This is a genomic window from Mycobacterium sp. 94-17, assembly GCF_035617725.1.
In the GTDB taxonomy this organism is placed as follows: Bacteria; Actinomycetota; Actinomycetes; order Mycobacteriales; family Mycobacteriaceae; genus Mycobacterium.
Map to the genome: position 1 here is coordinate 69,962 of NZ_JAPIYN010000019.1, position 24,569 is coordinate 94,530.

Consider the following 24,569-nt stretch of genomic DNA (forward strand, 5'->3'; position numbering starts at 1 on the left):
ACCATGACCCAGCTCGCCGATCGTCCCGTCGGTCACGACGAAACACCCGCCGCGGCCGCGCAGAACGTCGCGCCCGGCGCGCAGTCGCTGACCATGGTGCAGGCGCTCAACCGCGCCCTGCACGACGCGATGGTCGCCGACGACCGGGTACTGGTGTTCGGCGAGGACGTCTCGGTCGAGGGAGGAGTGTTCCGGGTGACCGAGGGACTGGCCGCGGCATTTGGCGAGAGCCGCTGCTTCGACACGCCGCTGGCGGAGTCGGCCATCATCGGCATCGCGGTGGGCCTGGCATTGCGCGGGTTCGTCCCGGTTCCCGAGATCCAGTTCGACGGGTTTTCCTATCCCGCTTTCGATCAGGTGGTCAGCCACCTGGCGAAGTACCGTACCCGCACCCGCGGCGAAATCAACATGCCGGTGACGGTGCGCATCCCGTCATTCGGGGGAATCGGTGCCGCCGAATGTCATTCGGATTCCACCGAGTCGTACTGGGCGCACACCGCCGGTCTGAAGGTGGTGGTGCCGTCCGGCCCGGCCGACGCGTATTGGCTGTTGCGTCACGCGATCACCTGCCCGGACCCGGTTATGTTCTTGGAGCCCAAACGCCGGTATCAGGGTCGCGGGCTGGTCGATACCAGCCGTCCCGAACCGCCGATCGGGCGGGCGATGGTGCGCCGGCCGGGCACCGACGTAACCGTCCTGACCTATGGCAGCCTGGTCGGCACCGCGGTTGTTACCGCCGAAGAGGCGCAGCGGCAACATGGTTGGAGTCTGGAGGTCATCGATCTGCGGTCCCTGGTGCCGCTGGACTTCGATACCGTCGCCGCGTCGATCCGCCGGACCGGGCGCTGCGTGGTCATGCACGAGGGCCCGCGAAGCCTCGGCTATGGGGCGAATTTGGCCGCCCGCATTCAAGAGGAGTTGTTCTACGAGCTGGAGGCGCCCGTGTTGCGGGCGTGCGGGTTCGACACCCCGTACCCGCCGGCCCGACTGGAGAAGTGTTGGCTGCCCGGCCCCGACCGGCTGCTGGACTGCGTTGAGCACGTGCTGGCGCAGCCATGAGCGACGGGCGGATCAAGTCGTTTCGGGTCCCCGATCTTGGCGAGGGACTCGAGGAAGTCACGGTGACGCAGTGGCACGTGGGGATGGGTGACGACGTCGAGCTCAATCAGGTGCTGTGCACGGTGGAGACCGCCAAGGCCGAAGTGGAGATCCCGAGCCCCTACGCCGGGCGGATCGTCGAAAGGAACGGTGCCGAAGGCGATGTGATCGGCGTGGGGGCGGTGCTGCTGAAGATCGACACCGCGCCGCACGGCGGTGACCTGCCTGCCGTCGAAACCGCGGTGCCGACATTGGTGGGTTACGGCGCCGACTCCGGCATCGACACCAGCCGACGCTCCCGCCGTCCGCTCGCCGCCCCGCCGGTGCGAAAACTGGCCAAAGAGTTGATGGTGGACCTCAACTCGGTGCAGCACGCCGACGCCATCATCACCCGCGACGATGTGCTGACGGCGGCTCGCGGAAACGGCAACGGCCCCGATGTCCGGCAGGTCCGGGGTGTACAGGCCCGGATGGCGGAGAAGATGGCGTTGTCGCACAAGGAGATTCCCGCGGCGAAGGTCGGCGTGCAGGCCGACTGCACCGAGTTGGTCCGGCTGGCGGACCGGTTCAGTTCGGCGGAGGGGACCATAACGCCCTTCGTGCTCATGTTGCGATTGCTGGTCATCGCGCTGAGCCACCACGAGCTGATGAACTCGACGTGGGTCGACTCGCCACAGGGGCCGCAGGTGCGTGTCGACCATCGTGTGCACCTGGGCATCGCCACGGCGACCGAACGGGGGTTGCTCGTCCCGGTGATCGCGGACGCACACCAAAAGACGACCCGCGAATTATCCAGCCGAGCAGCCGAATTGATCGCCGGCGCGCGGGAGGGCAGCCTGGGTCCGGGGGAGTTGCGGGGCTCCACGTTCACCGTCACCAATTTCGGGGCGCTCGGTGTGGACGACGGCGTGCCGGTGATCAATCATCCCGAAGCCGCCATCCTCGGCGTGGGTGCGATCAGGTCGCGGCCCGTGGTCGTGGGCACGCAGATCGTGGCGCGCCCGATGACGTCATTGACGTGTGTGTTCGACCATCGCATCGCCGACGGTGCGCAGGCAGCTCGATTCGTCTGCGAGCTAAGGGATCTGATCGAGACGCCCGAAACCGCACTGCTGGATTTGTGATCCCCGCCTCGCCGTCGCCAGACATAGACTGTTGCGACGCCCGGCGGCTGTCGTGTGCGTATTTTTACGTGTCGCGGGACGGCATAGGGGCCGTGAGCAACGCGAGACGCCTTACCTGCGTTGTGCCGCGGCCAAACGCCGTGCGAAGTCAGGGGATTGGATGGACTGGGACTGCGGCCCCAGCTCGGCGCGCATGGCGACCTGATGCTGCTCGTTGTCCAGCGACCCGGGACTGGCGGTAGCGCGCATGGTGGCCTTGGTCGCCAGCACCACTTCGCGTGGCGCCGCCGCCGGGCCCGCGGCCAGTTCCAGCGCCGCGGCGACGGGATCCTCGGCCACGCACAGCGCCAAGCCGTGCTGCACGGCGGCATCGGCGTCGAAGCGCATGCCGAACAGCAGGGCCGCCCGGGCGACTTGCGGGCCGACCGCCCGCTGCAGCATCCACGTCGCACCGCCGCCGGGGTGCAGCCCCAACTTCTGGAATCGCGCGTCGAACACGGCGGCTGGTCCGGCGATGCGCACGTCGGCCGCCAGGGCCAAATTCAGGCCTGCGCCCACCGCCGCGCCGTTGACAGCGGCAATGGTGGGCAGCCGGCAGCTGCCGACGGCCATAAAGCCGTCATAAAGCTGCCGCAGGCCCGTCTCGGCCGCTCCACCTCCGGCGGCGCCGAGGGCGCTGAGATCGGCGCCCGCGCAGAAAGCCTTGCCCGCCCCGGTGATCACCACGGCATGGACGTCGGGGTCGGCTTCGGCCCGTTCGACGGCTGCGCGCAGCTGCCCCGACGACTCGGCGCTGACCGCGTTGCGCCGATCGGGATCGTTGACCGTGATGAGCGCGACGCGGTTGCTGACCTTGAAAAGGATCGATTCGGACTGGGCCATCGGTTACCTCCGGCTTCGCGTGTAGCAGCGTCACGGGCGAGGTAAGACTACTTCGCTGCCACATCCGCCACTCGGTCACCGTCCCGCCACCATGAGGTGAGTTTCGAACGCGATAGCAGATGCGCTAGCGAGTTAGGGAAGTTGGTAGCGCAATTGCCGCCCTGTAACCTCGATAAGCCAAGTGGTACAACGCTTTTCGATGCCCTGAAGACGCTGTATCACAGCCGGCCGGCCACGAAAGTGGCGGCCTGACCGGGCATTCCCGATCCCTGGTACGACAGGTCCGCTGCTGAGAACAACTCGTCATGCGATGGCAGCGCCAGCGGGCCGCCCGGCGTGCACACCGGATCGCCGGGCGCACACAGGTCGATGGCCTTCGCCCCGTACCACGGGCTGACCACGCTCACCGGTGCCCCCAGATACCGGTCCGACGGATTCCCGAACAGGGCGAGCGCGGCGACATGGTCCGCCTCGTCCGCCGTCAGTATCTGAGGATTCAAGCCGGCGATCGATGCCTGGGCGATGGTGATCAGATCGATCACCATCGCGCCCTGGGAGTATCCGCCGAGCACCAGTTTGGTCTTGGGGCAGTTCGCCACCATGGATTGAACGTGGGCGTGCGCGTCGCCGGCGCCCGCGGACGCGGACGGGGCGAAATCCTCACCGGCGGGGTAGTCGACCGCGTACACCCCGAGGGACCGGCCCCCGATCTGGGAACGCAGGGAGTCGATGAATGCCTGTCCGACCCCACCCACGCCGGGCGGCTCGGCGGTGCCGCGGGCGAACGTCACCTCGACGTCGGGGCAGGGTGCGGCGGACGCGGAATTCAGTGGGCAGAGCAGCGTCGCCCAGGTTGTCAACACCGCGACGCCCAGCGAAGGCGCTGATCGGCGGGCGTTCACGCTCCAGATGCTAGTCCACGTTCTGTTGAACAGGGCGCGCCGAGATCCGCAGGCCAACTGATCGCTTCGTATCCGGTGCCCCCGGCACGACTCGAACGTGCGACCTAGGGATTAGAAGGCCCTTGCTCTATCCACCTGAGCTACGGAGGCAATGTGCAGGTCAGTCTAACCAACCGAGCCCGCCGACCCGACGCGCCGCCGCCACACAGACGAAAACCCTTACCGCGCCGCAATTATCGGTTATGGTGGGGACCCTCGACACACGCACTACACCGGCCCGTCACGGGCCGTTAACCGCAACGAGGCGTGTGCCTACCGTCGAGAGGTGACGTCGCAATGAGCGTGACCATCAATCAGGCTTCGCCCTGCGCGTGGGCGGGAGCCCAGGCGGCGCGCCTGGTGGCCGAAGCCCGGGATGTCTATCGGCTCGGCAACCTGGTGCTGCGCGGCGGGCCGTTCGCGCTGGGCTGCTTCGCCGGCTGGCTGTTCACGGAGTTTCCGCCGCACGTGGTGACCGGGCACGCGCTGTCGCGGGTCGGGCACCCGTCCGTCGGCCGGTTTGGGACGACGTGGGCCGCCCAGCGGGCGGACCGAACCCTCACGGCCGCCTTGGAGGAGTCCTTCGGCCCCGAGTTTCGCGAGCAGGTATGTCACCCCGCCGCCGTGGGGGCCCTGTGCGCCCCGCGCGGTCGCCGGTTGAGCCGGCCCGGGCCGCACCGCCGCTACGCGGCGCAGACCTCCGGCATCTCCTACGGTCCGAGCCCGCGCGACAACCTGCTCGACATCTGGCGCCGCGATGACCTGGCTCCCGGATGCCGGGCTCCGGTGCTGATCCAGGTCCCGGGTGGGGCGTGGGCGCTGAACGGCAGGCGCCCGCAGGCCTACACGCTGATGAGTCGAATGGTCCAGCTCGGCTGGATCTGCGTCTCGATCGACTACAGCAAGAGCCCGCGCGCGACCTTTCCCACCCACCTCGTCGACGTGAAACGGGCGATCGCCTGGGTACGGGAGAATATCGCCGATTACGGCGGCGACCCCGACTTCATCGCGATCACCGGCGGCTCGGCGGGCGGGCACCTGGCCTCCCTGGCGGCGCTTACCCCGAATGACCCCGTGTTCCAACCGGGCTTCGAAGATGCCGACACCGGGGTGCAAGCGGTGGCGCCCTACTACGGCGTCTACGACTTCACCGACGTCGAGAACATGAACTCCCTGATGTTGCCGTTCCTCGAACACTTCGTGATGAAGGTCCGCTATGCCGACCAGCCGGAGCGCTTCGCGGCGGCGTCACCGGTTTCCTACGTGCACGCCGACGCGCCGCCCTTCTTCGTGCTGCACGGCGAGAAGGACGAATTGGTGCCCAGCGGCCAGGCCCGCGCTTTCTGCGAGTCGCTGCGCGCGGCCGGGGCGGCCACGGTGGCCCACGCCGAACTCGTCAACGCGCATCACGCTTTCGACATCACCCCGACGGTTAGGTCGCGGCTCGCCGCTGACGCCGTCGCCGATTTCCTCGGTGTTGTCTACGGCCGGCGCGTCAGCGCGCTCCTGGATTCGCTGCCGCTGTCGGCCACCTCGGCCGGCTGAGCCCCGGGCGCCGGTAGCCGCGGCTCCTTTCACCAGCGCGGTAACCCGACTAGCGTTGGATGGACCATCGGGTTGGCAGGTCCAAGGCAGGAGGCTTGATCGACGGTGACAAGGTTGGCGCATCGAGCTGATGACCATGGCTGAGTCCGTCGAGGCGATAAAGTTGTCCGACGAACTCGGGCCGGTCGACTACCTAATGCACCGGGGAGAGGCGAACCCCCGCACCCGGTCCGGGATCATGGCGCTGGAGCTTCTGGACGCGACGCCGGAATGGGAACGGTTCCGCACCCGATTCGAGAGTGCGTCGCGACGGGTGCTGCGGCTGCGGCAAAAGGTCGTCGTGCCGACGTTGCCGACGGCGGCTCCGCGCTGGGTGGTCGACCCCGACTTCAACCTGGATTTCCACGTGCGACGGGTGCGGGTGTCCGAACCCGGCACGCTGCGTGAGGTATTCGACCTCGCGGAGGTCATCCTGCAGTCGCCGATGGACATCTCCCGGCCGCTGTGGACGGCCACCCTGGTCGAGGGCCTGGCCGACGGAAAGGCCGCGACGCTGCTGCATGTCAGCCACGCCGTCACCGACGGTGTGGGCGGCGTCCAGATGTTCGCCGAGATCTACGACCTCGAGCGCAATCCGCCGGCCAAGGCGGCGCTGCCGGTGCCCGTCCCGCAGGACCTCACGCCCAACGATCTGATGCGCAAGGGCATCAACCACCTGCCCTTCGCCGTCGTCGGCGGCGTCATGAACGCGGTGTCCGGCGCGGTGTCGGCGGCCGGGCGCGCGGTGCTGGAACCGACGGCCACCGTGTCGGGGATCGTCGGGTACGCCGTGTCAGGCATGCGGGTGCTCAACCGGGCGGCCGAGCCGTCGCCGCTGCTGCGGCGGCGCAGCCTGGCCACGCGCAGCGAGGCGATCGACATCCCGCTCGCCGACCTGCACAAGGCGGCGAAGGCCGGTGGCGGGTCGATCAACGACGCCTACCTCGCCGGGCTCTGCGGCGCCCTGCGCCGCTACCACGAGGCGTTCGGCGTGCCGATCAAGACCTTGCCGATGGCGGTGCCGGTCAATCTGCGGGCCGACGCCGATACGGCCGGCGGCAACCGCTTCACGGGCGTCAACCTCGCGGCGCCGATCGGTACGGCCGACCCCGTCTCCCGGATGAAAAAGATCCGCGCTCAGATGACGCAGCGCCGCGACGAGCCCGCGATGAACATCGTCGGTTCGATCGCCCCGGTACTCAGCGTCCTGCCGACCGCGGTGCTCGAAGGGATCACCGGCTCGGTGATCGGCTCCGACGTGCAGGCCAGCAACGTCCCGGTCTTCCCGGGCGACACCTACATCGCAGGCGCAAAGATCTTGCGGCAATACGGTATTGGTCCGCTGCCCGGAGTGGCGATGATGGTGGTGCTGATTTCGCGCGGCGGGTGGTGCACCATCACCGTGCGCTACGACAGGGCCTCGGTGCGAGACGAGGCGTTGTTCGCCCGATGCCTGCTCGAAGGCTTCGACGAGATCCTGGCGCTGGCCGGCGACCCGCCACCGCGGGCGGTGCCCGCCTCGTTCGGCGAACCGGACGTGTCCTCGCGATCGGCGGCGGGCTCGTGAGCGCCTCGAAGGACCAGCCCGACGACCGCGGCGCCGCCAACGCCGGGCAGGACATGCGGTTGCCCGGCTCGGTGGCCGAGATCATGGCCAGCCCCGCCGGCGCCAAGATCGGTGCGTTCTTCGACCTGGACGGAACGTTGGTCGCCGGATTCACCGCGCTCATCCTGACTCAGGAGCGGCTGCTGCGCCGCGACATGGGTGTGGGGGAGCTGCTCGGCATGGTGCAGGCCGGCCTGAGCCACACCCTGGGTCGTATCGAGTTCGAGGACCTGATCGGCAAGGCCGCCGCCGCGCTGACCGGGCGAGTGCTCGACGACCTGGAAGAGATCGGCGAGCGGATGTTCATTCAGCGTATCGAGTCGCGGATCTACCCGGAGATGCGCGAGCTGGTGCGCGCCCACATGGCCCGCGGCCACACCGTGGTGCTCAGCTCGTCGGCGCTGACCATTCAGGTCAACCCGGTCGCGCGTTTCCTCGGCATCCCGAACATGCTCACCAACAAGTTCGCGATCACCGAAGACGGGTTGCTCACCGGCGACGTCGAGAAGCCGATCTTGTGGGGTCCGGGCAAAGCCGCTGCGGTGCAACGCTTTGCGGCCGAGCACGACATCGACCTCAAGGACAGCTACTTCTACGCCGACGGTGACGAGGACGTCGCGTTGATGTATCTGGTCGGCAATCCGCGGCCGACGAATCCCGAAGGCAAGATGGCCGCGGTGGCCAAGCGCCGCGGCTGGCCGATCCTGCGATTCAGCAGCCGGGGCCCGGTGGGCCTGCGACGGCAGCTGCGGACGCTGGCCGGCTTCGGCTCGATGTTCCCGGTTGCCGCCGGCGCGGTGGGCATCGGCGTGCTGACCCGCAACCGGCGCCGCGGCGTCAACTTCTTCACCTCCAACTTCTCCCAGTTGTCGCTGGCGATCGCCGGCGTGCACCTCAACGTCATCGGCAGGGAAAACCTCACCGCGCAGCGCCCGGCGGTGTTTATCTTCAACCACCGCAATCAGGTTGACCCGGTCATCACCGGCGCGCTGGTGCGCGACGACTGGGTCGGTGTGGGCAAGAAGGAGCTGCAGAAAGATCCCGTCATGGGCACGCTCGGCAGGCTGCTGGACGGCGTGTTCATCGACCGCGATGATCAGGCCGCCGCGGTGGAGACCCTGCATGAGGTCGAAGACCGTGCGCGCCGGGGCCTTTCGATCGTGATCGCGCCGGAGGGCACCCGGGTCGACACGACCGAGGTCGGCCCGTTCAAGAAGGGGCCGTTCCGGATTGCCATGGCCGCGGGCATCCCGATCGTGCCGATCGTGATCCGCAACGCCGAGCTGGTCGCCGCCCGCAACTCGACCGTGATCAACCCCGGCACCGTCGACGTCGCGGTGTTCCCGCCGATCTCGGTGCGGGACTGGACGCTTGACACGCTGACGGAGCGCATCGCCGAGGTACGCCGGCTGTACCTGGACACGCTCGCCAACTGGCCCGTCGACGAACTGCCCGAGGTCAACCTGGGTCGGGCAGGCACAGCACCCGCGAAGAAGGCCCCGGCCAAGAAGGCGCCCGCCAAGAAGGCCGCCGCCAAGAAGGCTGCCGCCAAGAAAGTCCCCGCCAAGAAAGTCCCCGCCAAGAAGGCACCGGCGAAGAAGTCCGCCGCGAAGAAGTCCGCGGCCAAGGCGCAGCCCAAGGCGCCGCATGAATCGCAGGCCGCCCTCAAAGACGGTGAGGCGCAACGACCTTCGCCCCAGGTGGCGGTGAACACCGCGCCGCCGGAATCGCCACCCCGAGGGCGTCCGTGACCGAACCGGCCGCAGATAGCAGCGCGGTTCTTGCCGGACCAGACTCGCTGGTATTGGCGTCGATGTCCTCGCCGGTCGAGAGGGAACTGGTGATCGCGTGGATGGAACAACAAAGCGTCGCCCATCCGGGCGGGGATTTCGGCCTGGTGACATTGCCGCCGCTGGACGCGCCGCCGGCGGCGCTGACGGCCCTCGCCGACCAGCTCGAATCCGGCGAAGACCGTTCGATTGTGCCGGTGCGGGTGTTCTGGCTGCCGGATCCGGATCGCGGTCGGGTCGCCAAGCTGGCCGGGCTGCTCCCCGGCCGGGATCCTTACCACCCCAACCAACGTCGGCAAGAGCAGATCGTGCGCAGTGCGCCCCGGCGCGCCCGGGTGGTGGCCGGTGAGGCCGCCACCGTCTGCGAACTCCGCCGGCAATGGCGCGATACCACCGTCGCCGAAGACAAGTACGACTTCGCCCAATTCGTGATCCGCCGCGCGATCTTGGCGTTGGAACGCGTCGAGTACCGGATCCTCGGACCGCAGTACAAGTCGCCGCGGCTGGTGAAGCCGGAGATTCTGGCGTCCAACAGGTTTCGCGCCGGCCTGGCCAAAATCCCCGGCGCCACCGTCGACGAGGCCGGAACGATGCTCGACGAACTCGCCACCGGGTGGAGCCGGGCCTCGGTCGACCTGGTGTCGGTCCTCGGCAGGATGCTCAGCCGCGGTTTCGATCGCGAGATCGACTACGACGCGTATCAGGTTGCGGCGATGCGCAACGCCCTGGAAGCCCACCCGGCGGTGCTGTTGTTCTCGCACCGGTCCTATATCGACGGCGCCGTCGTGCCGGTCGCCATGCAGGAGAACCGGTTGCCGCCGGTGCACGTGTTCGCCGGCATCAACCTGTCGTTCGGCGCGATGGGCCCGTTGCTGCGGCGTTCGGGTGTGATCTTCATCCGCCGCAACATCGGCAACAATGCGCTCTACAAATACGTGCTGCGCGAATACGTCGGCTACATCGTCGAGAAGCGGTTCAACCTGAGCTGGTCGATCGAGGGCACCCGCTCGCGCACCGGGAAGATGCTGCCGCCCAAGCTCGGCCTGCTGGCCTACGTCGCGGACGCCTATCTGGACGGCCGCAGCGAAGACATTCTGCTGCAACCCGTCTCGATCAGCTTCGACCAGCTGCACGAGACCGCCGAATACGCCGCCTATGCCCGCGGCGGCGAGAAGACACCCGAAGGCGTCGGCTGGCTGTACAACTTCATCCGCGCGCAGGGCGAACGCAACTACGGCAAGATCTACGTCCGACTCCCCGAAGCCGTGTCGATGCGTCAATACCTGGGTGCACCGCACGGCGCGCTGGCGCAAGACCCGGATGCGAAACGACTTGCGCTGCAGAAGATGTCGTTCGAAGTCGCCTGGCGGATCCTGCAGGCGACACCCGTGACGGCGACGGGTCTGGTATGCGCACTGCTGCTCACCACCCGGGGCGCGGCGTTGACGCTCGGCCAGCTGCACCACACCCTGCAGGACTCGCTGGACTACCTGGAACGCAAACAGAATCCGATGTCCACCAGCGCGTTGCGGCTGCGTACGCACGACGGCGTGCGCGCGGCGGTCGACGCACTGTCCAACGGCCACCCGATCACCCGGGTGGACGGCGGGCGGGAATCGGTGTGGCGCATCGCCCCCGAAGACCAGCACGCCGCGGCGTTCTACCGCAACTCGGTGATCCACGCCTTCCTGGAGACCTCGATCGTCGAACTCGCGCTGGCGCACGCCCGCAACGCCGGCGGTGACCGGATGGAGGCATTCTGGGCCCAGGCGATGCGGCTGCGCGATCTGCTGAAGTTCGACTTCTACTTCGCGGACTCGTCGACATTCCGCGACAACATCGCCGAAGAGATGGCGTGGCACAACAATTGGGAAGCCCACGTCGCCGCCGGCGGCGACGAGATCGACGCGCTGTTGTTCGCCAAGCGGCCGCTGATGGCCGAAGCGATGTTGCGGGTGTTCTTCGAGGCCTACGAGATCGTCGCCGACGTGCTGCGCGACGCGCCTGCCGACACCGGCCACAAGGAACTGACCGACCTGGCGCTGGGCGTCGGCCGGCAGTATGTGGCGCAGACCCGGGTCCGCAGTAGCGAATCGGTGTCCACGCTGCTGTTCGCCACCGCGCGCCAGGTGGTCGACGACCAGAACCTGATCGCGCCCGCCCCGGACCTGGCGGAAAGGCGGGCCGCCTTCCTGCGCGAGCTGCGCGACATCTTGGGGGACTTCAACTACGTCGGGCAGATCGCCCGCGAACAGTTCGTGGCCCGGGAGGCCAAGGCGCGCCAGGATCTCCTGGACCACCAGACTCGGTAGCCGTCCGGCCCGCCCATACCCTGTACAGATGACCGTCGCCCAGCCCGCAGGCACGGCCGCGACCGACGCCGCCGGCCGGCGCCGCGCGCCGGTGTGGCCGGTCCTGGCCGGGGTGGCCGTGCTGGCGGGCTGCACGGCCGCGGGCATCGGGGCGCTCTCGGTGGCCAGCGCACTGACCGTGACGGGTTTGCCGGACCCGGGCCAGGTGACCACGCTGGGGCTGCCGTTCGTCCGGGCCGCGGGTGAGATCGCCGCGGTGCTCGCGGTCGGGTCGTTTCTGTTCGCCGCGTTTCTGGTGCCGCCGCAGCGCAGCGGTGTCCTCGACGCCGACGGCTATCGGGCACTGCGGCTCGGGACGGTGGCGTCGGGGGCGTGGGCGGTGTGCGCCGCGCTGTTGGTTCCGCTGACCATCTCCGACGTGTCCGGCCATCCCGTCGCCGACATTCCCCCGATGCGGATGTGGTCGTTGGCGGGCCTGATCACCAACGCCTCGGCCTGGCGTTGGACCGCGATCCTGGCCGCGGTGATCACGCTGGCGAGCCTGCCGGTGCTGCGCTGGTCGTGGACGCCGGTGCTGGCCGCCGCATCGGTGACGACGCTGATCCCGCTGGGGCTGACGGGCCACTCGTCGGCCGGCGGCTCGCACGACCTGGCCACCAACGGCCTGCTCATTCACTTGGTCGCCGCCAGCCTGTGGGCCGGCGGCCTGCTCGCCCTGCTCGCCCACGCCCTGCGCGGTGGTGCCCACCTCGGGCTGGCCGTCCGGCGTTTCTCGGTACTCGCGCTGTGGTGCTGGGTCGCGATGGCCGTGAGTGGACTGGTCAACGCCCTGGTGCGCATCCAACCGTCCGACATGTTCAGCACCGGCTATGGCCGGCTGGTCACCGCCAAGTTCGTCGCGCTGTGCCTGCTGGGCGGGCTCGGCTGGCGCCAGCGTCGCGTGAGTGTGGCTGCGCTGCAAGCGAATCCGCGTCCGGCGCACGCACGTGGTGCGCTGCTGCGGCTGACGCTGGTCGAGGCCGCCGTTTTCGGCCTCACGTTCGGTGTCGCCGTCGGCTTGGGCCGCACCCCGCCACCGCCCCCGCCGTCCCGGCTGCCGTCGATACCCGAAGCCGAGATCGGCTACGACTTCGACGGGCCGCCCACCGTGGCGCGCCTCCTGTTCGACTGGCGGTTCGACCTGATCTTCGGCTCGGCCGCCGTGGTCTTCGCCGCCGTGTATGTTGCGGCGCTGGTGCGGCTGCGCCGCCGTGGCGACAGGTGGCCGCCCGGGCGGACCGTCTCCTGGCTGCTCGGCTGCCTGGTGTTGCTGTTCGTCACGTCGTCGGGCGTCGGGCGCTACATGCCGGCGATGTTCAGCATGCACATGGTGGTTCACATGTGCCTGTCGATGCTGATCCCGATCCTGTTGGTGCTCGGCGCCCCGGTCACCCTGGCCCTGCGGGCGCTGCCCCCGGCCGGCCGTGACGACCCGCCGGGCATGCGCGAATGGCTGTTGGCCGCGCTGCACAGCCGCTTGTCCCGCTTCCTCACCAACCCGGTGGTGGCCACCGTGCTCTTCGTCGCCGGCTTCTACGGGCTGTACCTGTCGAACCTCTTCGACACCACTGCGAGCAGCCACGCCGGACACCTGGCCATGAACGTGCACTTTCTGCTGAGCGGTTACCTGTTCTATTGGGTGGTGATCGGGGTGGACCCGACCCCGCGACCGATCCCGCCGCTGGCGAAGGTGGCCGTGGTGTTCGCATCGCTGCCGCTGCACGCCTTCTTCGGCGTGGTCCTGATGGGCACCAAGAAGGTGCTCGGCGGCGACTATTACCGCTCGCTCGGGCTGAGCTGGCACACCGACCTGCTGGGCGATCAGCGCCTGGGCGGGGGCATCGCCTGGGCGGCGGGGGAGTTCCCGCTGGTGATCGTGATGCTCGCGCTGCTCATCCAGTGGGCCCGCAGCGACCGGCGCACCGCCACGCGGCTGGACCGGGCCGCCGACCGCGACGACGACGCCGAGCTGGTGGCCTACAACGCGATGCTGGCCCAGCTGGCCCGGGGCGAGACGCCCACGCCGTCCGGCCAGACCTCCGCCGATTCCGACTGATCCACAGTCCCGGTTTCTTCCACAGCGACGACCGGCCCGGCCGCTTTCGGCGACTTTTCCCACAGCGTCCGTCGGTGACGCCGCGCTTACTGGTGCCATCGAGTCACTAGCAGGCAATCGAGAAGGGATCAGCCCATGTTTGAGACACCACTGACGGTCGTCGGCCACATCGTCAACAACCCGGAACGCCGACAGGTCGGCACCCAGGAGGTCATGAAGTTCCGCGTCGCCAGCAATTCCCGGCGGCGCACGGCCGACGGCGGCTGGGAGCCGGGCAACTCGCTGTTCATCAACGTCAATTGCTGGGGCAAATTGGTCACCGGCGTGGGGGCGGCCCTGGGCAAGGGCGCGCCGGTGATCGTGGTGGGACACGTCTACACCAGTGAGTACGAAGACCGCGACGGCAACCGCCGCTCGTCGCTGGAGATGCGCGCGACCTCGGTTGGACCCGATGTGTCCCGCGCGATCGTGCGCATCGAGCGGCCGGGCTACACCGGCCCGTCCGCCGGCGACGCCAGCACGCCCCCGACGGATACGGCCGACGCCGCTGGTGAGGACGCCGATTCCGGCGACGGCGCCGAGTCCGCCGAGACGGGACCGCTGCCGCTGTCGGCTTAGCTGCGGGGATCGGCCCCCCGCTCGGTGCCTAGGATGGTCCGCGAGAACTCTCTCAAAGACCAGAAAGGCACAACCCCGGCATGGCTGAGTTCATCTACACGATGAAGAAGGTCCGCAAGGCGCACGGCGACAAGGTGATCCTGGACGACGTCACGTTGAGCTTCTATCCAGGCGCCAAGATCGGTGTCGTCGGGCCCAACGGCGCCGGCAAGTCGAGCGTCTTGCGGATCATGGCGGGGCTGGACAAGCCGAACAACGGTGATGCCTTCCTGGCCAACGACGCGACCGTCGGCATCCTGCTGCAGGAGCCGCCGCTGAACGAGGAGAAGACCGTTCGGGGCAACGTCGAAGAGGGCCTGGGCGAGATCAAGGTCAAGCTCGACCGGTTCAACGAGGTCGCCGAGTTGATGGCGACCGACTACTCCGACGAGTTGATGGAGGAGATGGGCCGGCTGCAGGAGGAGCTCGACCACGCCGACGCGTGGGACCTGGATTCGCAGCTGGAACAGGCGATGGACGCGCTGCGCTGCCCCCCGCCCGACGAGCCCGTGACCACACTGTCCGGCGGTGAACGCCGCCGGGTCGCGCTGTGCAAGCTGTTGCTGAGCAAGCCCGACCTGCTGCTCCTCGACGAGCCCACCAACCACCTGGACGCCGAGAGCGTCCAGTGGCTCGAGCAACATCTCGCGTCCTACGCGGGCGCGATCCTGGCGGTCACCCACGACCGGTACTTCCTGGACAACGTCGCCGAATGGATCCTGGAACTGGACCGCGGCCGCGCCTACCCGTACGAGGGCAACTATTCCACGTACCTGGAGAAGAAGGCCGAGCGGCTCGCGGTGCAGGGGCGCAAGGACGCCAAGCTGCAGAAGCGGTTGACCGAGGAGCTGGCGTGGGTGCGCTCCGGGGCCAAGGCGCGCCAGGCCAAGAGCAAGTCGCGGCTGCAGCGCTACGAGGAGATGGCCGCCGAGGCCGAGAAGACGCGCAAGCTCGACTTCGAGGAGATCCAGATCCCGGTCGGTCCGCGACTGGGCAACGTGGTGGTCGAGGTCGACCACCTCGACAAAGGCTACGACGGGCGTACCCTGATCAAGGACCTGTCCTTCACCCTGCCGCGCAACGGCATCGTCGGTGTGATCGGACCCAACGGGGTCGGGAAGACCACGCTGTTCAAAACCATCGTCGGTCTCGAGCAGCCCGACAGCGGCACCGTCAAGGTCGGCGAGACCGTCAAGCTCAGCTACGTCGACCAGAGCCGCGGCGGGATCGATCCCAAAAAGAATGTGTGGGAAGTCGTCTCCGACGGCCTGGACCACATCATCGTCGGGCAGACCGAGGTGCCGTCGCGCGCCTACGTGTCGGCGTTCGGGTTCAAGGGGCCGGATCAACAGAAGCCGGCCGGCGTGCTCTCCGGTGGCGAGCGCAACAGGCTCAACCTCGCGCTGACGCTCAAGCAGGGCGGAAACCTCATCCTGCTCGACGAGCCCACCAACGACCTCGACGTCGAAACGCTGAGTTCGCTGGAAAACGCCCTCGAACAATTCCCCGGCTGCGCGGTGGTGATCTCGCACGACCGCTGGTTCCTGGACCGCACCTGCACCCACATCCTGGCCTGGGAGGGTGACGACGACAACGAGGCCAAGTGGTTCTGGTTCGAGGGCAACTTCGGCGCATACGAGGAGAACAAGATCGAGCGGCTCGGTGCCGAGGCGGCACGGCCGCACCGGGTGACCCACCGCAAGCTCACACGCGACTAGTGTCGGCTCTGCCCCCCACCGGCACGGAACGGGGCGACCGAGCGCACTGACAACCGTCGCCAGTTGGGAGCCATCGGCATGACGATCGATCCCGAAGCCAGACAAGATCTCGAGCCGTGGACGACCTTCACCGAACAGCAGGACATTCCCGACTGGATCTCGAAAGCCTACGTAGAGAGCTACCGCGGCCCGCATAGCGACGAGTCGACCGGCGCGGAAACCGGACCCGTCGACCTCAGCGTGCCGGCGTCGATCGTGAGCCGGGCGATGCTGGGCGCGCACTATCGCCTCGGACTGCACCGGCCCGACGGCGAGAGCCGCGTCGCGGTGTACCCGGCGGAAGACCCCACCGGGTTCGGGCCCGCCCTTCAGGTCGTCACCGATCACGGCGTCATGCTGATGGACTCCGTCACCGTGCTGCTGCACCGGCTCGGAATCCCGTACACGGCGATCATGACGCCGGTGTTCGACGTCAAGCGCGGTCCCGAGGGCGACCTGCTGGGCGTCGAGGCGACATCCCAAGGCGCATCGCAATACACCGGCGAGGCGTGGATACACGTGCAGCTGGCGCCGTCGGTGGACAGCAAGGCGCTCGCGGAGCTCGAACGGCTGCTGCCCAAGGTGCTGGCCGACGTTCAACAGGTCGCCAGCGACGCGTCTGATCTGATCGCCACGCTGAACGATCTGGCCGCCCGCGTCGAGGCCAACGCCGGGGACCGCTTCTCGGCGCCTGACCGCGACGACGTCGCGGCGCTGCTGCGCTGGCTGGGCAACGGCAACTTCCTGCTGCTCGGCTACCAGCGCTGCCACGTGCACGACGGGCAGGTCTCCGGCGACGGGACACCCGGCCTGGGCGTCCTGCGCACCCGCACCGGCTCACGCCCGCGCCTGACCGACGACGACAGACTGCTGGTGCTGGCGCAGTCCGTGGTGGGCAGCTACCTGCGCTACGGCGCCTATCCGTATGCCATCGCGGTTCGCGAATACGTGGACGGCGCCGTGATCGAGCACCGCTTCGTCGGCCTGTTCACGGTGGCCGCGATGAACGCCGATGTCCTGGATATTCCCATGATTTCGCGCCGTGTCCGGGATGCGCTGGCGATGGCCGACGGTGACCCGATACACCCGGGCCAGCTGCTGCTCGACGTCATCCAGACCGTTCCGCGCTCCGAGCTGTTCACGCTCAGCGCCGAGCGACTGCTGGCGATGGCCAAGGCGGTGCTGGATTTGGGACCGCAACGAAACGCGTTGCTGTTCCTGCGCGCCGACCGCCTGCAGTATTTCGTTTCCTGCCTGGTGTACCTGCCGCGGGACCGCTACACCACGGCGGTGCGGCTGCAGATCGAAGACATCCTGGTTCACGAATTCGGCGGCACCCGACTGGAATTCACCGCCCGGGTCAGCGAATCACCTTGGGCGCTGATGCATTTCATGGTTCGCCTGCCGTCCAGTGGGCCCGGCGAGGCGCCGGTCGACGTTTCAGAAGACAACCGGATCCGCATTCAGGCGCTGCTGAGCGAAGCCGCGCGCACCTGGACCGACCGGCTGATCGCCGCGGCCGCGGAGGGCTCCGTGGGCCACGCCGACATCGAGTACTACGGCGCGGCCTTCCCCGAGGTCTACAAGCAGGCCGTCACCCCGGCCGACGCCATCGGCCACATCGCCATCATCAATGAGCTGCAGGATAACTCGGTCAAGCTGGTGTTCATCGAAGGCGAGGATCAGACCGCTCAGCTGACCTGGTTCCTGGGCGGGCGCACCGCGTCGCTGAGCCAGCTGTTGCCGATGCTGCAGAGCATGGGCGTGGTGGTGCTCGAGGAGCACCCCTTCACCGTCAACAGGTCCGACGGGCTGCCGGTGTGGATCTATCAGTTCAAGATCTCCCCGCACCCGACCATCCGGCTGGCCTCGACACCGGCCGAGCGCGATGCGATGGCCGAGCGGTTCGCCGACGCGGTCACCGCGATCTGGCACGGCCGCCTCGAGGTCGACCGGTTCAACGAGCTGGTGATGCGCGCGAGCCTGCGATGGCAGCAGGTCGTGCTGTTGCGCGCCTACGCAAAGTATCTGCGGCAGGCCAACTTTCCCTACAGTCAGTCCTACATCGAAGCGGTGCTCAACGAGCACTCATCGACCGCACGATCGCTGGTCGCCCTCTTCGAGGCGCTGTTCGACCCCGACCCCGATTCCGCGGCGAATCGCGATGCACAGGCCGCCGCCGCTGCAGTCGCCGCCGACATCGACGCGCTGGTGAGCCTGGATACCGACCGCATTCTGCGTGCCTTCGCCTCCCTGGTGCAAGCCACACTGCGCACCAATTACTTTGTCACGCTTGATGGTTCGGCCCGGGTGCGCAACGTGCTGGCGATCAAGCTGGACGCCCAGTTGGTCGACGAGCTGCCACTGCCGCGCCCCAAATACGAGATCTTCGTCTACTCGCCCCGGGTAGAAGGCGTGCACCTGCGGTTCGGGCCGGTGGCCCGCGGCGGCCTGCGCTGGTCGGACCGTCGAGACGACTTCCGCACCGAAATCCTGGGCCTGGTCAAGGCGCAAGCCGTCAAGAACGCCGTCATCGTGCCGGTGGGCGCCAAGGGCGGATTCGTCCTCAAACGGCCGCCGCTGCCCACCGGCGACGCGGCCGCCGATCGCCAAGCCACCCGCGCCGAGGGCGTCGCCTGCTATCAGCTCTTCATCTCCGGCCTGCTCGACGTCACCGACAATGTCGACCATGCGAGCGGAAAGGTCAGCCCGCCACCGGAAGTCGTTCGGCGCGACGGTGACGACGCCTACCTGGTGGTCGCGGCGGACAAGGGCACCGCCACCTTCTCCGACATCGCCAACGACGTCGCGAAGTCCTACGGATTCTGGCTGGGTGACGCGTTCGCCTCCGGTGGGTCCGTCGGCTACGACCACAAGGCCATGGGCATCACCGCCAAGGGCGCATGGGAGGCCGTCAAGCGGCACTTCGGGGAGATGGGCGTCGACACCCAGACCGAGGACTTCACCGTGGTGGGGATCGGCGACATGAGCGGCGACGTCTTCGGCAACGGCATGCTGCTGAGCAAGCACATCAGGCTGCTCGCCGCCTTCGACCACCGGCACATCTTCGTCGACCCCGATCCGGACGCCGCGAGATCGTGGGAGGAACGTCGACGGATGTTCGACCTGCCGCGGTCCAGCTGGGAGGATTACGACGCGTCCTTGATCAGTGCGGGCGGCGGCGTGTACAGCCGTGAGCACAAGGCGATTCCGGTCAGCCCGCAGGTTCGCGATGCGTTGGGCATCGAGGGACCGGACCAGGGGGTGATCGAGGTGACGCCGCCCAACCTGATCAAGGCGATTCTGCAGGCGCCGGTGGATCTGCTGTTCAACGGGGGCATCGGCACCTACATCAAGGCGGAGTCCGAATCCGACGCCGACGTGGGTGACCGCGCCAACGATCCGGTGCGGGTGAACGGAAGCCAGGTGCACGCCAAGGTGATTGGCGAAGGTGGCAATCTCGGGGTGACCGCGCTGGGCCGCGTCGAATTCGACCTGGCGGGTGGCCGGATCAACACCGACGCCATGGACAACTCGGCCGGTGTGGACTGTTCGGACCACGAGGTCAACATCAAGATCCTGATCGACTCACTGGTCACCGCGGGCAAGGTCAGGCCGCAGGAGCGCAAAGCGCTGCTGGAGTCGATGACCGACGAGGTCGCGCGCCTGGTGCTCACGGACAACGCCGATCAGAACGACCTGATCGGCACCAGCCGGGCGAACGCGGCCAGCCTGCTGCCGGTGCACGCCAGACTGATTCAGGACCTGGTCGACAGGCGTGGCATGGACCGTGACCTGGAAGCGCTGCCCTCGGAGAAGGAGATCGCGCGGCGGGCGGAGGCCGGGATCGGTCTCACCTCGCCGGAGATGTGCACCCTGATGGCGCACGTGAAGCTGGGGCTCAAGGAGGAGATGCTCGAGACGGAGCTGACCGAGCAGGACGTGTTCGCCTCCCGGCTTCCGCTGTACTTCCCGAAACCGTTGCGGGAGCGCTTCACTCAGGAGATCCGCGCGCATCAGCTGCGCCGCGAGATCGTCACGACCATGCTGATCAACGACCTGGTGGACACGGCAGGCATCAGTTACGCGTTCAGGATCGTCGAAGACGTCGGTGTCGGTCCCGTCGACGCGGTGCGCACCTACGTCGCCACCGACGCGATATTCAGCGTGGGCGAGACGTGGCGGAGCATCCGTGCGGCGAATCTTGCTGTTGCCCTGTCGGATCGGCTGACCCTGGACATCCGGCGGCTGATCGACCGCGCCGGACGCTGGCTGCTCAACTACCGTCCGCAGCCGCTGGCGGTCGGCGCCGAGATCAACCGGTTCGCCGCCAAGGTCCAGGCGCTGACACCGCACATGTCGGAGTGGCTGCGCGGCGACGACAAGGCCATCGTCGAAAAGGAAGCCGCCGAATTCACCTCCCAGGGCGCACCCGAAGACCTCGCCTATTCGGTGGCCGCCGGGCTCTACCGCTTCAGCCTGCTCGACATCATCGACATCGGCGACATCAACGACATCGACGCCGCCGAGGTCGCCGACACCTACTTCGCGCTCATGGACTGGCTCGGCACCGACGGACTCTTGACCGCGGTATCCCAACTGCCGCGACGGGACCGCTGGCACTCCCTGGCGCGCTTGGCGATTCGCGACGACATCTATGCTTCGTTGCGTTCGCTGTGCTTCGATGTGCTCGCCGTGGGGGAGCCGGACGAAAGTGGTGAAGAGAAGATCGCCGAGTGGGAACACCTGAGTGCCTCACGGATCGAGCGGGCCCGCCGCACACTTATCGAAATCCAGGAGACCGGAAGCAAGGACCTCGCGACGCTGTCCGTCGCCGCGCGGCAAATCCGCCGCATGACCCGCACCAGCGGAAGAGGATCGTCAAGTTGAGCGTCGGCTTCGTCGCGCCCGTGCCAGTGCGCTGGTCGGACATCGACATGTATCAGCACATCAACCACGCCACCATGGTCACGATCCTGGAGGAGGCGCGGGTGCAGTTCCTGCGCGAGGCCTTCGAGGTCGACATCACCACCATCGGGTTGCTCATCGCCGAGGTCAAGGTGACCTACAAAGGCCAGCTGCGCCTGGTGGATTCGCCGCTTCAGGTCACCATGTGGACCAAGCGGTTGCGCGCGGTCGACTTCACGCTCGGCTACGAGGTGCGTTCGGTCACCGCGGATCCGGAGTCGAAGCCCGCCGTCATCGCCGAGTCGCAATTGGCCGCCGTCCATATCGAGGAGCAGCGGCTGGTGCGCCTCTCGCCACAACATCGGGAGTATCTGCAACGGTGGATCAGGTAGCCGACCGAGGACTATGGCTGGGAGCGGACTCCCGGGACGCGCATCGCGCGGATCTGGCGGCGTTCGTCGACCGCGCGCTGCGGCTTGACGACGCCGCGATCATCCGATTCCGGACCCGGTCCCCGGGGCTGCTGACGGCTTGGGTCGCAACGGGTTTCGACGTGCTGGCGAGCAGGATAGTAGTCGGCGAGGTACGGCCCGGCGATCTGTCGGTGGGCGCGGACACCCTGGCGCGCGGCCTATCCGCGATGGATGCCTCCGGTTACGTCGATCCCGGCTTCGCGATGGATTCGGCATGGCGGGGCGCGTTGCCGCCGGATTCCGGCTTCACCCACCTCGAGGACATACCCGCCCGGGTGGTTCTTGACCTGGCGCAGCGCGGTGCGCAACTTGCCAAGCAGCACGGCAGTTCGCATGGCCCACCGGTTTCGCTGCTCGACCAAGAGGTCATTCAGGTCAGCTCGGCCGACGTGCAGGTCGGGCTGCCGATGCGCTGCGTGTTCGCCCTGACCGCGATGGGTTTTCTGCCGCAGTCACCCGACGCGGTCGACACCGACGAATTGATCCGGGTCCGGATACTGCCGACGTGGTTGCGGGTGGACGCCCGGTTCGGTTCGGTGTACCGTCGCCGCGGCGATCAGGCGCTGCTGCTGGGCTGACGGGGCCGCCGCGGGCGATTCCCGAAACGGAATCAGGCTGAGTTTAAAGGCGGTCGGCGACCGGGGCCCGCCGGCGGAGGCCTACGGGCCGTAGCGCAGCCACAGCGGCAGGACGGCGTCCAGATAGTCCATGAATTTCTTCAGTCCGACCCGGAACTGCCCGTACCCGTACGGGTCTTCGGCGTACTGAGGGAACGCGATGCCCACCCCGAACAGGCCGGGGGCCAGGATCCCGTTGGTGGGGTTGTAGTCCAGCCGGCCCCACTGCGGCGTCTCGGGCAATGTCCTGCGCTCGAAGCCGACGGTGTAGACGACGCGGTCGCACTGCTCGAGTTTCTCGGCTGCTTCCGGGCCGGACCCCCAGCACCGCTCGAGGCGCTCGGGAAGCACCCCGTCGATGTTCTCCCGCGCCCAGGCGGCCGCGTGGCCCTTCAGCCCGGTGTCGTCGAACAGGATCCAATCGTCAAAATAGACAGCGTATTTCAGTGGGCTCCGATAGAAGTTGACGATGCGCTCGACGGGGTGGCGCAACAGGTTCGGCAGCACGATCATCGACGAGTGCGACGAGCCGAACACCGCGACCGTCGCGCCCTCGAGGGATTCGGCGGCCAGCTTGTCGGGGTCCAGGGCGACCCGGACGGGGATCTCCCGCAGGCCGGGGTGGCAAAGCTTTTTGGGATCTGCGCCGACGGCCAGGACCACGTTCGCCGAGGAGATGCTGGCTTGCTCCGTCTCGACCCGCCACCGTCTGTTCTGAAGGAACAGCGCGGTGGCCGTCGTCGTGAGGGAGTCGACCTGCTCACGCAGCTGTTCGGTGATCCACACCAGGGGTTCGGCGACCAGGCCCAGGACGCAGGTCTCCTGCGGGTCGATCTCCCTGAGCGGCATGGGCGGCGCCTCGGAGAAGCGAAATGCCTTGGAGCCGTTGAAGTATTCGAGAAAGAGGGCGACGTGGGTGTTGCTCGATACCGAGCGCCACTTCTGGCCGATATCGCCGGCTGCGAAGGCCGGGTCGATCCAGGCGATCCGCTCGGCCGCGACTCCGTGATCCAGCAGCCTTCCCACCGCGGCGATGCCCGCCGGCCCGGCGCCGATCACCGTCCACTCGTAGGAAGCCATCCATTACATATAGAGCAGTCGGCCGCAAAATGCTCACCGTCACTCCGGCGGCGCGGGCGGGCCGCCTACACCAGCCAGGCCGCGCAATCCGGAGGCAGTTTGCCCTCGAGCAGGGGTGCATTCGCCAGGATCAGCTCGCCCGCCGGCAGGGGCATCGGCGATGCGCCGCTGTTGAGCGCGCAGACCAGTCCGCCCGCACGCCGGAAGATCACCGCATCGTCGGTCGCGTCCAGCCATTCGATGCCCCCGCCGCCGAATTCCGCGCGGCGCTTGCGCAATTCGAGTGCGCGCCGGAAGAACGACAAGGTGGAGTCGGGGTCGCCGCTCTGCTTCTCGACGGTCAGCGCCGCCCATTCCGGCGGCATCGGCAGCCACGTCTGCATCGACGACGAGAACCCGAACGGGGGCGTGTCACCCGACCACGGGATCGGCACCCGGCACCTGTCGCGGCCACGCTCGGTGTGCCCGGAGCGCTCCCACGTCGGGTCCTGCAGCACCTCGTCGGGCAGGTGGACGTCGGGCAGCCCCAGTTCCTCGCCGTTGTAGATGAACACCGCGCCGGGCAGGGCGAGCATCACCATGGCCATCGCGCGGGCGCGGCGCAGCCCGGCCTCGCCGTCGCCGTAGCGGGTGACCTCCCGGCCGACGTCATGGTTGGACAGCGTCCAGGTGGGCACCGCGCTCTGCAGGGCGGTGGCGGCCAGCGAGTTTTGGATCGCGTCGCGGATCTCGTCCGCGTCGAAGTCGATCTTGGTCAGCCGGAAGTTGAACCCCAGGTGCAGTTCGTCGGGCCGCAGATACTCCGCCCAGCGGACGTTGTCGGTGACCCAGACCTCGCCGACGGTGACCGCCCCCGGATAGTCGTTGACCACCCGGCGGATGTCGCGGTGGATGTCATGCACCCGCGGATTGTTGAAGCGCGGGTCATCGTCGGTGTGGCTCAACACCTTGGACTCGACCGCGGGTGAATCCGGCAGGCCCGCCGGCTTGGCCATGCCGTGCGCCACGTCGATCCGGAAGCCGTCCACGCCGCGTTCGAGCCAGAAGCGCAGCGTCTTCTCGAAGTCGTCGAAGACGTCCGGGTGCTCCCAGTTCAGGTCGGGCTGTTCGGCGTCGAAAAGGTGCAGATACCACTTGCCGGGGCTGCCGTCGGGTTCGACCACCCGTGTCCAGGCCGGGCCGCCGAACACCGAGGTCCAGTTGTTGGGCGGCAGCTCACCGAGGTCGCCGCGGCCGTCGCGGAAGAAGTAGCGCTGCCGCGCGTCGGTGCCGGGGCCGGCGGCCAGTGCCGCCTGGAACCACGGATGCTCCGAGCTGGTGTGGTTGGGCACCACGTCCATGGTGACCTTCACACCCCGCCGGTGTGCCGCGGCGATCAGTCGCTCGATGGCGGCCATCCCGCCGAACAGCGGGTCGATGTCGCGCGGGTCGGCGACGTCGTAGCCGTGGTCGGCCATCGGCGACACGGTGACCGGGTTGAGCCAGATGGCGTCCACGCCCAGTCGCACCAGGTGGTCCAGCCGGGCCGTCACCCCGTCCAGATCACCGACGCCGTCGCCGTCACTGTCGGCGAACGACCTCGGATACACTTGATAGAACACCGCGCTTGACCACCACGGCTTGGAGTCCATTCCACCCCGCTTCG

The 24,569-nt window shown here is 68.0% G+C and carries 16 protein-coding genes and 1 tRNA gene; 12 read left to right on the forward strand and 5 right to left on the reverse strand.

Features of this window, described 5'->3' with window-relative positions:
- Positions 1–3: 3 nt before the first annotated feature.
- Positions 4–1,059, forward strand: coding sequence for a 3-methyl-2-oxobutanoate dehydrogenase subunit beta (bkdB, locus tag OQ789_RS20075; RefSeq protein WP_324687873.1), 1,056 nt, complete (start codon positions 4–6; stop codon positions 1,057–1,059).
- Positions 1,056–2,222 (forward strand): dihydrolipoamide acetyltransferase family protein, encoded by a 1,167-nt coding sequence (locus OQ789_RS20080; protein WP_324687874.1) that lies wholly within the window; start codon positions 1,056–1,058, stop codon positions 2,220–2,222. The genes bkdB and OQ789_RS20080 overlap by 4 nt, the downstream gene beginning before the upstream one ends.
- Positions 2,223–2,333: 111 nt before the next feature.
- Here the strand turns inward: OQ789_RS20080 and OQ789_RS20085 are convergent, their stop codons facing one another.
- The 3 genes from OQ789_RS20085 to OQ789_RS20095 form a co-directional block, all read right to left on the reverse strand.
- A complete protein-coding gene (locus tag OQ789_RS20085; protein ID WP_324687875.1) occupies positions 2,334–3,104 on the reverse strand; it encodes an enoyl-CoA hydratase in 771 nt (256 codons plus the stop codon).
- A 218-nt stretch (positions 3,105–3,322) separates the two neighbouring features.
- Positions 3,323–4,006, reverse strand: a complete 684-nt coding sequence (locus OQ789_RS20090) for a cutinase family protein (protein WP_324687876.1) — start codon at positions 4,004–4,006, stop codon at positions 3,323–3,325.
- 76 nt (positions 4,007–4,082) lie between these two features.
- Positions 4,083–4,156: transfer RNA gene (locus OQ789_RS20095), tRNA-Arg, on the reverse strand.
- 186 nt (positions 4,157–4,342) lie between these two features.
- On the opposite strand from OQ789_RS20095, the gene OQ789_RS20100 reads away from it, so the two are divergent.
- The 10 genes from OQ789_RS20100 to OQ789_RS20145 all read left to right on the forward strand — a co-directional run bounded on the left by OQ789_RS20100 (position 4,343) and on the right by OQ789_RS20145 (position 21,805).
- On the forward strand, positions 4,343–5,590 hold the full coding sequence (locus tag OQ789_RS20100; protein ID WP_324687877.1) for an alpha/beta hydrolase: 1,248 nt from the start codon (positions 4,343–4,345) through the stop codon (positions 5,588–5,590).
- 136 nt (positions 5,591–5,726) lie between these two features.
- On the forward strand, positions 5,727–7,196 hold the full coding sequence (locus OQ789_RS20105) for a wax ester/triacylglycerol synthase family O-acyltransferase (protein ID WP_324687879.1): 1,470 nt from the start codon (positions 5,727–5,729) through the stop codon (positions 7,194–7,196).
- 53 nt (positions 7,197–7,249) lie between these two features.
- Positions 7,250–8,986, forward strand: a complete 1,737-nt coding sequence (locus OQ789_RS20110) for an HAD-IB family hydrolase (protein WP_420716159.1) — start codon at positions 7,250–7,252, stop codon at positions 8,984–8,986.
- On the forward strand, positions 8,983–11,337 hold the full coding sequence (locus OQ789_RS20115; protein ID WP_324687882.1) for a glycerol-3-phosphate 1-O-acyltransferase: 2,355 nt from the start codon (positions 8,983–8,985) through the stop codon (positions 11,335–11,337). The genes OQ789_RS20110 and OQ789_RS20115 overlap by 4 nt, the downstream gene beginning before the upstream one ends.
- Positions 11,338–11,365: 28 nt before the next feature.
- A complete protein-coding gene (locus OQ789_RS20120) occupies positions 11,366–13,432 on the forward strand; it encodes a cytochrome c oxidase assembly protein (RefSeq protein ID WP_324687884.1) in 2,067 nt (688 codons plus the stop codon).
- 135 nt (positions 13,433–13,567) lie between these two features.
- Complete coding sequence (locus OQ789_RS20125; protein WP_324687885.1) at positions 13,568–14,050, forward strand: single-stranded DNA-binding protein; 483 nt, start codon at positions 13,568–13,570, stop codon at positions 14,048–14,050.
- A gap of 80 nt (positions 14,051–14,130) precedes the next feature.
- Positions 14,131–15,807 carry an energy-dependent translational throttle protein EttA gene (gene ettA / locus OQ789_RS20130; protein WP_324687886.1) on the forward strand — a complete coding sequence of 559 codons (1,677 nt, stop codon included), beginning with the start codon at positions 14,131–14,133 and terminating at the stop codon, positions 15,805–15,807.
- Between the two features lie 78 nt (positions 15,808–15,885).
- Complete coding sequence (locus OQ789_RS20135; RefSeq protein WP_324687887.1) at positions 15,886–20,736, forward strand: NAD-glutamate dehydrogenase; 4,851 nt, start codon at positions 15,886–15,888, stop codon at positions 20,734–20,736.
- Positions 20,733–21,146 (forward strand): thioesterase family protein, encoded by a 414-nt coding sequence (locus OQ789_RS20140; protein WP_324687888.1) that lies wholly within the window; start codon positions 20,733–20,735, stop codon positions 21,144–21,146. The genes OQ789_RS20135 and OQ789_RS20140 overlap by 4 nt, the downstream gene beginning before the upstream one ends.
- A complete protein-coding gene (locus OQ789_RS20145; protein WP_324687890.1) occupies positions 21,134–21,805 on the forward strand; it encodes a hypothetical protein in 672 nt (223 codons plus the stop codon). The genes OQ789_RS20140 and OQ789_RS20145 overlap by 13 nt, the downstream gene beginning before the upstream one ends.
- A gap of 81 nt (positions 21,806–21,886) precedes the next feature.
- Here OQ789_RS20145 and OQ789_RS20150 read toward each other — a convergent pair whose 3' ends face one another.
- Together OQ789_RS20150 and OQ789_RS20155 are read right to left on the reverse strand one after the other, a co-directional pair.
- Positions 21,887–22,903 (reverse strand): pyridine nucleotide-disulfide oxidoreductase, encoded by a 1,017-nt coding sequence (locus OQ789_RS20150; protein WP_324687913.1) that lies wholly within the window; start codon positions 22,901–22,903, stop codon positions 21,887–21,889.
- An 86-nt stretch (positions 22,904–22,989) separates the two neighbouring features.
- Positions 22,990–24,555 (reverse strand): glycoside hydrolase family 13 protein, encoded by a 1,566-nt coding sequence (locus tag OQ789_RS20155; RefSeq protein ID WP_324687891.1) that lies wholly within the window; start codon positions 24,553–24,555, stop codon positions 22,990–22,992.
- Positions 24,556–24,569: the final 14 nt, after the last annotated feature.